Origin of the sequence: Nonomuraea sp. AD125B (genome assembly GCF_041402765.1) — a bacterium.
GTDB lineage: Bacteria > Actinomycetota > Actinomycetes > Streptosporangiales > Streptosporangiaceae > Nonomuraea > Nonomuraea bangladeshensis.
The window spans coordinates 324,169-336,697 of sequence record NZ_JBGLOU010000007.1; the positions used below are offsets into that span (position 1 = coordinate 324,169).

Genomic DNA, 12,529 nt, shown 5'->3' on the forward strand with positions numbered 1-12,529 from the left:
GCCGTTGGGCATGGCGAAGCCGACGGTGGGCTGGGCGCTGCGGTGGGGTGGCGGGTTTTGCGGCTTATGGGCCGGGTGGTGGTCTGCTCTGGCCTGCAGGTGGCGTGCCGTCGAAGGGCTCGACCGGGGCCCGCGTGGTGTCGGCGGGTGCGATCGGCTCGTTTTGGGGCTGGTGGATGTGGCGCCACTGGTCGAGGAAGTGGTGGTTGGCGACCGTGACGAGCAATGCGACCAGGCTGGTCTGGGCGACGCGTCCGTGGGCGAGCCGGTTCTTGGGATCGCCGAGGTCGAGGTCATGTCCCTTGAGCCGGCCGTTGATGCCTTCGGTATTGGCGCGGACAGACTTGTAGGTCCTGATCCAGGCGGGACTCAGGTAGGTCAGGTCCTGGCGGAATTTGTCGAGGTGGCCCAGCTCGCCGGTGTGCAGGGTGATGGTCTGCTGGTTGCGGATCTCCGGCAGTTCGCCGGTCTTGTGGTCGGGTGTCGGGGGCAGGACGCGGGGTTTGGCCGCCGGGTGGGCGGCTCGCTGCCGGGCGTCGGTCAGGTCGACCGCGGTGGGGCGGCACCTCAAGCGGGCTTGATCACTGCCGATCGGTTTCCTCGCCGGTCACCGCATCCTCGCGGCCGCTGAACGTGGCCCTGCCGCTGCGGACGTCGTGGTCGGTGCCGGGCGCGGCGAACTCCAGCAGCCGGGCGCCCTCGGCCTCGACCTCGGCGCGCTCGGTGGTGGCCAGCGGCCGGAACGGGTCGATCTCCAGAGTCGCTGATGCCTTGCCCAGATGGAGCTTCCAGGCGCCCGTCACCTGCCCGTCCACCAGGAAGGTGGCGCGCATCCCGTTGCGCGTCATGACCCGTTTGCGGTCCTGCTCCGAGATCACGCGGGTGCGGTCGGCGTGGGAGGCCAGCAGGTTGTCGTATTCGGGCAAAAAGCGAACCGGCGCGTGGGCGTCGGCGCCGGGGCGTGGCGCATCCGGCAGGTCGAACAGCTCGATCCCGCGCTCGTCGTGGAAGACCGCCAGCTGCGGCCGCAGCCTCTCCAGGACGGGACGCAGCCGGGTTCGGCCGGCCCATGTCTGCACGTCGGTGACCGAGGCCGGGCCGAACGCGGCAAGGTAGCGCAGCACGATGTGTTCGGAGTCGGCGGCGGGGGCAGGCTCGGCTCCGGTCCAGTCGGCCGCCGTCGCGTACCGGGTGGTGCCACCGACGCCCCAGACGGCGCGTGGTGGCACCTGCACCAGCGGTACCAGGTTGCGCACGACGGTGGCGAGCGCACGGGGCTCGCGATCGGGCCACCGCTCGTGCAGCGCCGCCCTGAGCTCCTTGGGGGTGAGGTGCCGTGCGCCGAGCAGCGCCCGGCCCGACTCCGCCACGGCCGCACGGTCCAGACCGGTCAGGATCGTCTTGAACGCGGTGTCCAGCTCACGGTCGAGCGCAGGCTGCGCCCATGGCCGCAACGAGCGGTAGTCCGCCGCGGTGACCAGGTGGATGGTGCTGCGCATCAGCGCGACCCGCACCAGGCGGCGCTCGGTCAGCGCGTCCGCCAGGTCGGCGGTGCCGAACTCCCGTAACCTGCTCCAGAGCCCGAAGTAGGGCGCGTACGGCGCCTGCGCCTGCATGCCGACCAGCCGGGTGACCGTCTCCTCGGCGGTCGCCTCGGCCCGTTCCAGCAGCCACTGTCGGGCCAGCAGAGCTCGTCCCAACTCCCGTCGCCTCAGCACCTGTGCCACCGTGCCGTCCTTTCCGTCCATCCGGCAGGGGCGGCGGATGCCGCCCCCGCCTCGTTGATCATCCGCCGAAGTCGGCCCGGTGATCCGCGGCCCACCGGGCGTAGGCGCGCGCGGGGTGCCCTGTGATCTGCTCGATGACGTCGTTGACCGGCGCGGGCTTGCCGACCGCCTGCGCCATGAGACCGAACAGCGCCGCCAGAAACTCAGGGTCCATGAACCGGCTCATCTGCTCCAGCACCGCCTCCGGGTCGAGGTCCTCGACGGTGAGCGGGCGCCCCAGCATCTCGCCGAGGATGCCGACCTGCTGTGCCTGGGTCAGCGACTCGGGGCCGGTCAGGTCGTAGGCCCGCCCCGCGTGCCCGCCGCCGATCAGGATCCGCGCGGCCACCTCGGCGACGTCCCTCTCGTGCACGGCGCTGAAGGCCGCTTCGGTGTACGGCGCGCGAATGACGTCACCGCCCTGGAGCTGCATCGCGAACGTCAACGAGTTGATGGCGGGGAACAGGAGCCGCAGGAACGTCCACTCGATCCCGGACGCCTCGATGGCCCGCTCGACATCGCGGTGGTACTGGGCGATAACGTCGGGCTGCCGCTCGGCGCCTGGGACGACCGCCCCGGAGGACAGGAACACCAGCCGCCGTACCCCGGCCTGGCCCGCGGCCGCCAGCAGCGGAGCGACATCCATCCCGTACTGCAGAACCAGGAAGGCGGCCTCGACGCCGGCCAGCGCCGCCGGCAGCGTCTCGGGCTTGGTCAGATCGCCCCGGACGACGTCGACTTCCTCCGGAAGCTCCGCCCGCTCCGGAGTACGGGTCAGCGCCCGCACCGGCGCACCCGCGGCGACCAGCTCCTCTACCGCCTGACGTCCGAAGTGAGCCGTGGCACCGATGACGAGATACATGAGTGTTTCCTTTTCGCGCGAAGACATGGGGGCTGAGGGGGTCCGCCGAAAAACCGGCGGCGGTCAGCGAACCTTGCGGAAGAACTGCCGGATGTCGTGGACGAGCAGATCGGGGGCGTCGTGAGCGGCGAAGTGGCTGCCCCGGTCATAAACGTTCCAGGAGAAGATATTTTTGTGGTCGCGGTCGGCGAACGTCCGGATCGACGGAAAGTCCCAGGCGAAATTGGCCAGGCCGAGGGGCACGGTGGTCGGCTCGGGCACGGAGGTGCCCCGGCCGTTCGACTTCTGCTTTACAGGGGCCGCCGCCGCGTCCTCGTAGTAGAACCGGGCGGCTGAAGCGGCCGTGTTGGTCAGCCAGTAGATCATCACGTTCGTGAGCACGAAATCCGGGTCGAGCGAAGCGCCGAGCAGCTGCGCGTGCCAGCCCAGCAGGCCGGCCGGTGAGTCGGCCAGTGCGTGCGCCAGATTCTGCGGCTCGGTGGACTGGAGCTTGTCATACGCGCCCCGGTTCTGGGTGAACCACTCGGCGAACGCGAGCTTTCCGCGCTCCTCCTCAGACAGACCGGCCGACTCGGCGGGGTCGCCCGACGGGAACGAGAAGACCTGCGTCACGTGCACTCCACAGACGTGCCCAGGGTCAACCCGGCCCACCTCGGGCGAGATCAGCGATCCGCCGTCGTTGCCAGCCGCGCCGTACCGGTCGTACCCGAGCCGGCGCATCAGCTCGGCCCAGGCCCGGGCCACCCGGTACCGATTCCAGCCGCGCTCCCGGGTCGGCCCGGAGAAGCCGAAGCCCGGCACCGACGGAATGACCAGATGGAACGCGTCCGCCGGGTCGCCGCCGTGCGCACGCGGGTCGGTGAGCGGGCCGATCACGTCCAGCCACTCGACCACCGAGGTCGGCCAGCCGTGGGTCAGGATCAGCGGCGTCGCGTCCGGCTCCGGCGACAGCACGTGCAGGAAGTGGATGTTCTGGCCGTCGATCTCAGTGGTGAACTGCGGGTACGCGTTCAGCTTCGCCTCCCAGGCCCGCCAGTCGTACCCCGTGCGCCACCGCTCGACCAGTTGCTTGACGTAGCCCACCGGGACGCCGTACTCCCAACCCGGCGGCACCGGGCCGACCGGCGCCGACTCGCTCGCGGGCAGCTCCTCCGCCCACCGAGTCCGGGCCAGCCTCTGCTGTAGATCGTCGAGCTCGGCCTGAGGGATGTCGATCCGGAACGGGGCGATCGTGCTGTCGTTCGTCATGGTCATCAGCGTAGGAACCAATTAGGTAGAAGCCGTTCCTAATGAACGGGCAGACTCGAAGAATGTTGGAAACCTCGGCGCGGCTGCTGCGCCTGCTCTCGCTGCTCCAGACGCCCCGCGAGTGGACCGGCGCCGAACTGGCCGAACGGCTGTCGGTCAGCACCCGCACCATCCGCAACGACGTGGAACGCCTGCGAAACCTCGGCTATCCGGTGCACGGCAACCGAGGCGCGGTGGGCGGCTACCGGCTCGGTGCCGGGGCCGCGCTGCCGCCGCTGCTGCTCGACGATGAAGAGGCGGTCGCGGTGGCGATCGGACTGCGCACCGCCGCCGGGGGCACGATCACCGGAGTCGAGGAGACCTCGCTGCGCGCGCTGGCCAAACTGGAGCAGGTGCTACCGACCCGGCTCCGGCGCCGTGTCAGCGCCCTCCAGCGGTACGCCGTCGCGGTACCCCGGGACGACCTGGGCCCACGGGTGGACGCGGACACGCTGAGCGCCCTCGCCGCCGCCTGCCGGGATCACGAGCGCCTGCGATTCGACTACCGAAGCCACGACGGCTCCGAGAGCCGGCGCGAGGTGGAACCATACCGACTGGTCAACTGGGGACGACGGTGGTACCTCGTCGGGTTCGACGTCGAGCGGGCCGGCTGGCGGACGTTCCGGGTGGACCGGCTCCGCCCACGCACCCCGACGGGTCCCCGATTCACCCCCCGCGATCTCCCCGAGGAGGCCATCGACCAGGTACGCCGGGGCGTGTCGTCGGCTGCCTGGCGATACCGGGCCCAGGTCGTCGTGCACGTACCAGCCGAACAGCTCGCCGAACGAATCAACGCCGCCATCGGCACGATCACGCCGGTCGACGACACCCGCTGCCTGCTGGACACCGGCGCGGACAGCATCGAGGCGCTCGCCGTTCACCTCGGCCTGCTCGGCGTCGATTTCACCGTGACGGAGCCCGCGGAACTCGTCGAACTCGTGCGTGCACTCGCCGACCGCTATCACCGCGCCACCGAGCCACAGCCGCAGCACACCTGATATGGCGGGCGTCCTTGTCAAGTGGGCCTGCGGTTATCTGGGGTAGTCAAGCGAACTGGTTGGTCAGCCGCCTGAGGGTCGCTCAGACACGTAAGGCAAGCAGGTTGCTCGCGTTCGGCGCGTAGATGGATGGTCGAGAGGTCTATCAGCCGCGTGAAAGGACCCCCACCGGGCGCTCGAGGACGTGCCCGAGGGCGGCGTCCACACCTTTGTGACGGACGGGATCGAAAGCGCCCTGCGGCAAGGCCAGGGAGGTCGCCGGCGGCAAGAACGTCGCCGTGATGGGCGGCGCGGACCTCGGGCGGCAGTTCATGAGGGCGGGCTGGTCGACCAGATCGGGATCCATCTGGTGCCTGTGCTGTTCGGCGGGGGCCAGCGGCTCTTCGACCACCTGGGGGCGACCACATCCAGCTTGAGGTGGTCAACGTGGTCGACACCCCGCTGGCCACCCATCTGCTCTACCGCATCGTGAAATGACCCGTCATCGCTGAGCGGGCCTGTCCGGAATCGCCTTGGCCGGGGGCTGGACGCTCATCTCTCGGTCGTCGCGGAGCCGCCGAGCACGGCCTGGCGGGCTTTGACGATGGCTTCGGAACGATCGGTGGTGTGGAGCTTGGCGAAGATGTTGGAGATGTTGTTGCGAATGGTCTTCTCGCTGAGCACAAGTCGTTCGGCGATGGCGGTGTTGGACTTCCCGCGGGGCCATGAGGTCGAGGATGTCGCGCTCCCGGGACCTGGCCGACAACCCGCAGGCCTGGCCCCACGCGAACCTCGCCGGCCATCCCGCCGCCGCGGCGGCAATGCCGTAGGACTGGACCCCATGGCTCCGTCATGCCAGCGGACAGTCGGCCTGTCTCCCTGCCGATCAGATTGCCGCGGTAGGCGCGCGGAGTGTGCCCGGACCTTTCCCAGACCTTCCCCGTCTTCCTTATCGAGGATCAGCCGGCCTGTCGCCGGTCGATCCGTCATGCCCGAAGCAGCGCCATGATCGCCGATGTCGTCATCGCCGGAGCCGGGCCCAACGGCCTGATGCTGGCCTGTGAGCTCAGCCTGGCCGGAGTCCGCTCCCTGGTCCTGGAGCGTCTGCCGGAGCGCACCGAGGAGAACCGCGCCAATGGCCTGGTCGGTCAGGTGGTGCGGATGCTCGACCGGCGAGGCCTGTACGAGCGGCTCACTGGAAACCCGGACCCACCCCGGCCCGCTCCCGGATTCGTCTTCGGCGCGTTGCCGATCGACCTGAGTGTGCTGGACGACAACCCGCTCTATACCCTCCTGGTCCCGCAGCGCAGGATCGAGCAGATGCTGGAGGACGGGCTGTCGAGCTCCATCTCGAGATCCGGCGCGGTCACGAGCTCACCGGTTTCACCCAGGGCGCGGATGGCGTGACCCTCCAGGTCAGCGGGCCGGACGGGCCGTACACGATTGAAACGCGCTACCTGATCGGCGCCGACGGCGGGCACAGCATCGTACGCAAGCTGGCCGGGATCGCCTTCCCCGGCGTGACGACCGACGAGACGATCGCGCGCACCGCGCACGCCGTCGTGCCGGCCGAGCTCGTCGATCCGGTCACCGGCCGGCTCGACATTCCCGGGTACGGACCCATCCCGCCGTTCCTGCACGTTGTTCGTGTACGCGGCCCTCCCGGGCGCCCCCGCACCGTTGATGTATGTGCTCGGAAAGGTGGCCGGAATGCGGCGAAACCCACATGCAGGACCCGCCGATGACGCCCGGCCGTACCCGACAGCCCGGGAAACGATCTCTGACGACGCCACTGCTCCGCAGGTTAGCTGTACTCGTGAACACCCCACCCAGGGCCGTTCTTGAGACGGCTGGACTGAAGTTGACGGGATCCCGTCTGATCATCGAGATCAGGCGGGATCTTGTCGTTTCAGGGGTTTCCGAATTGGATTAGTCCTGGTTCGGGGCCTGCGGAGTCGGCGTCTGGGAAGGCCCGAGTGGTGGCAGGTTGCTGGTGGAGGAGCGAGATCCGGCCGTTGGACATGGGAAGCCGACGGTGAGCGGGGCGCTGCGACAAGGTGGCGGGTTTTGCGGCTTATGGGGCGGGTGGTGGTCTGCTCTGGCCTGCGGGCGGCATGCCGTCGAAGGGCTGGGCTGGAGCCTGCGGCGTGTCGGCGAGTGTGACGGGCCTGTCCTGGGGCTCGTGGATGTGGCGCCACTGGCCGAGGAGATGGACGGATGCTGGGCAATCCCTGCTCAACACGTGGCAGCAGGTCCTTCTCTGGCTGAATGCCGTGTGGGTGGCCGAGCGGGATCCTGACCGGCGGGAAGCGTGGGGGCGGGTCGCTCCGGCGATCCGGATGCTGTTGCGCGCCATGGCCGTGGCCGGCCGTATGGACCAGGGCGTCACGCCGGCGTTCGGGACGCGGCAGCTCGCGCGGATGTCCGGATACGACCACACGACCGTGGCCAAGCACCTGAAGCGGCTGCGGGAGGAGGCGCACCCGTTGGTCGAGCGGATCGTGCCCGGCGCCGTGGTGATCACCCCGGCATGGCCGTAGCGACCGCCCCGCCACCGGCCGGCGGAGGCCGACGCGATTCCTACCGTCAGGCGTACTTGGCTCGCAGCCCCAAGTACGCCTTGAAGGGGCAACGGGTTGGCATAAGGGCCGGTCGCCGGCCCGAGGGTGAGTGTGGACTCGCGCGCTTCCGGGTTGTGGTCGGACTCAGCTCATTGCCTGGAAGCTCGCGTATCTGCCGGTAATGATGCCACTTGGGGGAAGCACGATGAAGACCCGGAGCCGGCAGTTCGCGTCCGGGAAGAGCCGGATCAGGCCCCGGGTGTGGTTGGCGATAGTGGATACTTCCGTGAGGCCCTGGTGGCAGACGCCGGGCTCCGGGTCCTGGATCACCTCCAGCTGGCCGGACCCCGAGTCGATCACCACCAAACCCTGTGCTGCGGCGGCGGGGGCGGCCAGGGTGAGGGCGAGCGCTCCTGCGGCGGCTGCGGCCAGGAGAGCGGTAGGAATGAGGCGCATCGGGCATCCTTTCGCGTAGGTCAACCAGCACCACCACATTGTGTAGCGGAATTGCTACGCTACGTAACTATCGCAGGTGACATACCTTTCTTCCGGGTACTTCTCAGAGGCAAGAGGGACCTTCCCGCCCTGGGCTACTGCCTTGGCTAACCGCCGTCTTTGCTTCGAGGCACACTTGGGCTGCGGGCCTACTTGCTCTTGCCACGGCCACGCTCGGCGGCGCGCAGCTGCTCGGCTTCAGCGCGGGCTTCCGTAAGCTGCCTGTCCCGCTCGGCCAACTTGGTGCTCTCCTCCTGCAGCGCGTCGCTGGCGGCCTTGAGCGCGTTGATCTCGGCCTGGGGCGACCGGAGCAGCGTCTCCCGTTCCCGATCGGCCGCCTGTTCGGCGCGTTCGAGCGCCCGGCGGGCGTCCTCCTGGCCCTGCTCGGCGCGGGCTTGCGCGAGCTGCGCGCCGCGCACGTCGGCCTGTGGCTGCCGTACGTCGGCGTCGGCTTGCTCCTCGGCATCCTTGACCAGCTCGCGGGGCGTGCGCGACCTGCCGCTTCGCACGTCTGAAGGTCATGCGCTCACTCGCCTTCCTCGCCTTCATCGTGCTGACCGCCTGCGGCAGCGGAGTGGCGGCCGACGAGCCGGTTACGTACGCGGCCAACGCCGTCTCCGTTCTGGAGAATCCCGGTCACGGGCCGCAGATGTGCGCCGCGATGCACGAGTCGCTGCCACCCCAGTGCGGTGGGCCGGACATCGTCGGCTGGGACTGGTCCAAGGTCCAGCACTTGATCTCTTGAGCGGATCGAGTCCATGCCTGGTGAGTCTCCCTACCCCGCCGAGCTGTGCCGCCGTGCGGTGCGGATGGTCGCCGAGGTGCGGCCGGATTACCGAACCGAGTACGGGAAATGCGAGGCTCCGCATCCATGGCGAGGGCATTGCGACCGCGGCGCGCGAGGTCGTCACCTCACGAGAAGCTCATCTCCGCCAGGCCCTTCTCCAGCGTCACGTCAGGCGAGTAGCCCAGCTCCTTCCTCGCGGCGGTGATGTCGTAGGAACGGTCACGGCCGGTGAAGCTGACGAGCCAGTTCGTCAGTGGCGGCGCCGTCTTCCGGCGGAGCAGGCGTGCCGTGCGGTCCATCACCGCCGCCATGGGCGCCGCCATCGCCAGAGGGACGCTGCGGCTCTTGGACAGATCCACGCCGCGGGTCGCCAGCAAGGGGGTGAGGAAGTCTCGGATGGGCATCGGCGTGCCGTCCGTCACGTGGTAGACCCCCTTGTGGCGGCCCCGGGTGAGCGCGAGGATCGCGGCACTGGCCAGGTTCTCGACGTGTACGAAGTCGACGATGTGCCTGCCGTCGTCGATCCAGGCGAACCGTCCGGCCTCGGCGACCTTGACCATCTCGTTGATCGTCGTCATTCCGCGGCCCCAGATGAACGGCGGGCGGAGCACCACCAGCTCGGTCTTCCCGCTGCGGGCTTTCAGGAGCGCGCGCTCGGTGGCCAGCTTGACCCGGCTGTAGGCGATGTTCGGCCGGCCCTCCGGCGTCGACTCGTCGACGACGGGACGGCGTTGACTGCCCGTGGAGACGGACGCGGCGCTGGTCAGCACGAAGCGTCGCACCCCGGCCGCGACGCTCGCGGCGTGCAGGGCGGCCGTCGGCACGTGATTGGCCTGTTGGAAGAGCGAGTCGGGGCCCCAGAACTCCATGTACGCCGCGACGTGCACGACCGCGTCGGCCTCGCGCAGCTTGGCGAGCCAGTTCGGCGCCGGGGAGCCCGCCCGGCCGAGCTCGGCGAGATCGCCGGACACGGGTTCGGCGCCGGCCACACGTACCCGCTGGATGCTCGAGCCCGATCTGGCCAGTGCCATGACCTCATGTCCCTCGGCGACGAGGCGGTGGACGAGAGTGCCGCCGACGAAACCGCTGCCGCCGGTGACGAAGATCTTCATGTGTTCACTCCTTGTGGTTGAGCACGCGCTTACCTCAGATGTATTGGGATCGAATAGTTCGGTACCAATGTATCGACGTCTATGTAACCTCCCGTACGATGGGGGCGTCAAGTGGGAGGTGGGCGATGCCACGCGCGAACGAGGGCGTGACCGCAGCACAGGTCGCCGACGAGTTCAGCCGTACGGCCAAGGTTCTGGTACGTCACTTCAACGAGCGTCTGGGCGAGCACGGGGTGTCGACACCGAGATTCCGCCTGGTGGTGGAGGTGGCGCGTTCGCAGCCGGTTCGTCTCACCGAGCTCGCTCTCGCGGTCGGCATCGCGCAGGGGACCGCCTCCACCTTGGTTGACGCGCTCGTCCGCGACGGACTACTCGAACGCCAGACCAGCGCGGATGACCGCCGGTCCGTACTCCTTCGAGTGACGGCGCAAGGGGCCGCACTGGCGCAGGACTGGACAGCCGGCTATGAGCTGGCGGCGGAAGAGCTGTTCAGGCCACTCACCCCCGAGCAGCTTTCGACACTGGTCGACATATTGCGGACGCTCAGCGCCGGCGAGGCGTCGGCCGCCGGCGACTGAAGAAGGCCTTGCCGGCGCGTGGATCGCCGGAGCGCCGCAGGTGTCGTCGCCTGCAGCGATCTCGAGTGGAACCGCGCTCAGCGCGATGAACGGTCCTGCACAGCTGCCTCGATCCGCAAGCCGACACCGGCCATGACGGCGACCAAAAAGACGGCCAGCCAGGGAAGCGAAGGGAAATCCGGATGCCAGACCAGCTCGATCACCGCTCCGGCAAAACCTCCGCCGATCCCCAAGGACCCCAGCAGGCGTAGCGCGGCCACCGTGTAGCGCAGCGCCGCCGCCTCCTCGAAGTCCTCGCGGTCCGCCTGCTGGGGGTTGTCCTGTGCGGCCATGGGCGTGAGCTTCTCACGCTGAGATCAAGATCCGATAGCGGCGGCGGACGGGAAACGATCACAGCGAAGTCGGGAAGCGATCTTCTCAACCCGTCTTGCGCCCCAGGCCGGCCATATTCGTGAACGCCCCACCTAGGTCGAAGGCCGCTTCCCAGTTGTGGGAGGTTGCCTTTTGCGTTGCCGGGTGACGGACGGGGTGACTACGTCGGATGGGAGTAAGCGATGCGGAGCCGGCAAGGTTCTCGGGTTGTGCTGCTGGATCGGAACGATCGGATTCTTCTGATCCGACACAGGTATGACGGTGTCATCGTCGTCCCCGGCTCTCCGGTCCGGGAGTTGTTCTGGGTGCCCCCGGGCGGAGGGTTGAAGGAGGGCGGAAAATTTCCTCCGGGGCGCTCGTAGGGAGCTGATGGAGGAGACCGGATTGACGGAGGTCGAGTGGGGGCCTTGCTTGTGGACTCTCGATGCGGACGTCCGGTGGAGTGGCGAACCCGTACACATGCACGAGCGGTACTTCCTGGCGCGGGTGCGCGGCACGCAGACCGTCACCCGTGCCTGTCTGGAGCCGGGTGAAGAGCAGGCGATCCTTGATCACCGATGGTGGTCCTTGGCCGAGCTGGTCGAGGCCGAGGCCACAGAGACCCTGCGGCCTGTGGGGCTTCCGGGGTTGTTGGCCGAGGTGCTGGCCGCGGGGGGACGTCCGTCGGGTGAGCCGCGTGTCCTGCACGTGTAGGAGTGCTTCCGCCTGAAGTCACCCGAGAATGGAGGCCGCTGCCGGACCGTGGAGGCGGTGTCTGGGTGGCCGGTGTCGGATCCCCCGCTCCGTTGAGGAGCGGAGGGACCCGCGTCGGTATGTCACTCTCCCCCATTCAGGGGGCGCACCTGATGTTGAAGCATTGGTTGTTCGGGCCGTGGGCGTCGTTGCCGCTGGCGTGGTTGCCGTGACCGTCGCTGCTGGCTACTGCGGCTCTGATGCCGTAGTCGCCGTTGTTGCGTGCGCGGTTGTTCTTGATCACGGTGTCCTTATCCGTGGCGTCGACCTCGATGCCGTCTTGCCTGGGGGAGGTGCCGTTGCCGTTGCCGTTGGCGTCGTTGTTGTCGATGCGGGTGCCGGTCGCAGCGGAGTTGACCAGGATGCCGTCTCCGGCGTTGTTCACCACGCTGTTGCGGTAGAGCAGGGTCCCTCTGCTTGGCCCCGTGAGGAGGATCCCAGTGCCGTTGGCGATGGCGTTGATGTACTGGACGACGTTGCGGTTGGCCCCATTCCCGAGAGTGACCCCGCTTGCGAAGCCGGTGACGGCGCCGTTTTTGATCGTCACCCCGGAGTAACCGGGACGCGATCCCACCTGTGCATTGCGGATCCCGCTGAAGGGCTGCATCCCTGTACCGTCGATGGTGTGGCCATTGAGGTCGATGGTGATGTTGGCCGCACCGACGACGAGCCCGTTGCCGGTGCAGTTGTGCAGGTCATTGGCGAGCTTGATGGATTTGGTGATGACCTGTCCGCAGGCAACGGTGGTCTCGCCCTTGTAGTTGCTGTCCAGCGCCGAGGCGGGCGTCGGCAGGGCGCAGGCGAGCGCGATGCCCCCCAGGCCGCAGGCGAGTAGCGTTTTTGAGAACATGGAATTCCCCCGTGAGGACACAGTTTGGTTTCTGTGGCACCGATATCCTCCCGCGGGCGGGAAGCACTCAAACAACGGAGGAAATTCTCCGATTTCGCAACTCGGAGAACATGAAAGATTAATCGTCATTAATGGGTGTGACGTGCGACA

The 12,529-nt window shown here is 68.4% G+C and carries 14 protein-coding genes and 2 pseudogenes; 6 read left to right on the top strand and 10 right to left on the bottom strand.

The genetic code is table 11. From position 1 onward, the window contains the following. Positions 1-64: 64 nt before the first annotated feature. The 4 genes from ACBR40_RS20825 to ACBR40_RS20840 form a co-directional block, all read right to left on the bottom strand. A complete protein-coding gene (locus ACBR40_RS20825; protein WP_371249814.1) occupies positions 65-571 on the bottom strand; it encodes a hypothetical protein in 507 nt (168 codons plus the stop codon). A gap of 10 nt (positions 572-581) precedes the next feature. Further along, positions 582-1,727 (bottom strand): winged helix DNA-binding domain-containing protein, encoded by a 1,146-nt coding sequence (locus ACBR40_RS20830; RefSeq protein ID WP_371249815.1) that lies wholly within the window; start codon positions 1,725-1,727, stop codon positions 582-584. 58 nt (positions 1,728-1,785) lie between these two features. Further along, on the bottom strand, positions 1,786-2,628 hold the full coding sequence (locus ACBR40_RS20835) for an NAD(P)H-binding protein (protein WP_371249816.1): 843 nt from the start codon (positions 2,626-2,628) through the stop codon (positions 1,786-1,788). A 63-nt stretch (positions 2,629-2,691) separates the two neighbouring features. Then, the gene (locus ACBR40_RS20840) at positions 2,692-3,882 is read right to left on the bottom strand and encodes an epoxide hydrolase family protein (protein WP_371249817.1); all 1,191 of its coding nucleotides are present in this window, start codon (positions 3,880-3,882) and stop codon (positions 2,692-2,694) included. A gap of 56 nt (positions 3,883-3,938) precedes the next feature. Between ACBR40_RS20840 and ACBR40_RS20845 the strand changes: the two genes are divergently transcribed. Beyond that, on the top strand, positions 3,939-4,913 hold the full coding sequence (locus ACBR40_RS20845; protein ID WP_371249818.1) for a helix-turn-helix transcriptional regulator: 975 nt from the start codon (positions 3,939-3,941) through the stop codon (positions 4,911-4,913). Positions 4,914-5,444: 531 nt separating this feature from the next. Here the strand turns inward: ACBR40_RS20845 and ACBR40_RS20850 are convergent. Further along, on the bottom strand, positions 5,445-5,576 hold the full coding sequence (locus ACBR40_RS20850; RefSeq protein ID WP_371249819.1) for a LuxR C-terminal-related transcriptional regulator: 132 nt from the start codon (positions 5,574-5,576) through the stop codon (positions 5,445-5,447). 366 nt (positions 5,577-5,942) lie between these two features. On the opposite strand from ACBR40_RS20850, the pseudogene ACBR40_RS20855 reads away from it, so the two are divergent. Together ACBR40_RS20855 and ACBR40_RS20860 are read left to right on the top strand one after the other, a co-directional pair. Beyond that, positions 5,943-6,637: pseudogene (locus ACBR40_RS20855) on the top strand (FAD-dependent monooxygenase). A 402-nt stretch (positions 6,638-7,039) separates the two neighbouring features. Continuing rightward, positions 7,040-7,432: a hypothetical protein gene (locus ACBR40_RS20860; protein ID WP_371249820.1), complete on the top strand. Its 393-nt coding sequence runs from the start codon at positions 7,040-7,042 to the stop codon at positions 7,430-7,432. Between the two features lie 165 nt (positions 7,433-7,597). On the opposite strand, the gene ACBR40_RS20865 is transcribed toward ACBR40_RS20860, so the two are convergent. Together ACBR40_RS20865 and ACBR40_RS20870 are read right to left on the bottom strand one after the other, a co-directional pair. Beyond that, positions 7,598-7,909, bottom strand: a complete 312-nt coding sequence (locus ACBR40_RS20865) for a hypothetical protein (protein WP_371249821.1) — start codon at positions 7,907-7,909, stop codon at positions 7,598-7,600. A gap of 188 nt (positions 7,910-8,097) precedes the next feature. Continuing rightward, complete coding sequence (locus ACBR40_RS20870; protein WP_371249822.1) at positions 8,098-8,457, bottom strand: hypothetical protein; 360 nt, start codon at positions 8,455-8,457, stop codon at positions 8,098-8,100. Positions 8,458-8,468: 11 nt separating this feature from the next. Between ACBR40_RS20870 and ACBR40_RS20875 the strand changes: the two genes are divergently transcribed. Then, positions 8,469-8,693 (top strand): hypothetical protein, encoded by a 225-nt coding sequence (locus ACBR40_RS20875; RefSeq protein ID WP_371249823.1) that lies wholly within the window; start codon positions 8,469-8,471, stop codon positions 8,691-8,693. A 167-nt stretch (positions 8,694-8,860) separates the two neighbouring features. Here the strand turns inward: ACBR40_RS20875 and ACBR40_RS20880 are convergent, their stop codons facing one another. Further along, positions 8,861-9,847 (bottom strand): NAD-dependent epimerase/dehydratase family protein, encoded by a 987-nt coding sequence (locus ACBR40_RS20880; protein WP_371249824.1) that lies wholly within the window; start codon positions 9,845-9,847, stop codon positions 8,861-8,863. Between the two features lie 125 nt (positions 9,848-9,972). On the opposite strand from ACBR40_RS20880, the gene ACBR40_RS20885 reads away from it, so the two are divergent. Next, entirely contained in the window at positions 9,973-10,425 is a 453-nt protein-coding gene (locus tag ACBR40_RS20885) for a MarR family winged helix-turn-helix transcriptional regulator (RefSeq protein ID WP_371249825.1), read from the top strand. A 77-nt stretch (positions 10,426-10,502) separates the two neighbouring features. Here the strand turns inward: ACBR40_RS20885 and ACBR40_RS20890 are convergent, their stop codons facing one another. Then, positions 10,503-10,757, bottom strand: a complete 255-nt coding sequence (locus tag ACBR40_RS20890; RefSeq protein ID WP_371249826.1) for a hypothetical protein — start codon at positions 10,755-10,757, stop codon at positions 10,503-10,505. Between the two features lie 388 nt (positions 10,758-11,145). Between ACBR40_RS20890 and ACBR40_RS20895 the strand changes: the two are divergent. Further along, positions 11,146-11,490 (top strand): annotated as a pseudogene (locus ACBR40_RS20895) (NUDIX domain-containing protein); the annotation flags it as partial. Between the two features lie 136 nt (positions 11,491-11,626). Here the strand turns inward: ACBR40_RS20895 and ACBR40_RS20900 are convergent. Continuing rightward, positions 11,627-12,379, bottom strand: coding sequence for a right-handed parallel beta-helix repeat-containing protein (locus tag ACBR40_RS20900; protein ID WP_371249827.1), 753 nt, complete (start codon positions 12,377-12,379; stop codon positions 11,627-11,629). Positions 12,380-12,529: the final 150 nt, after the last annotated feature.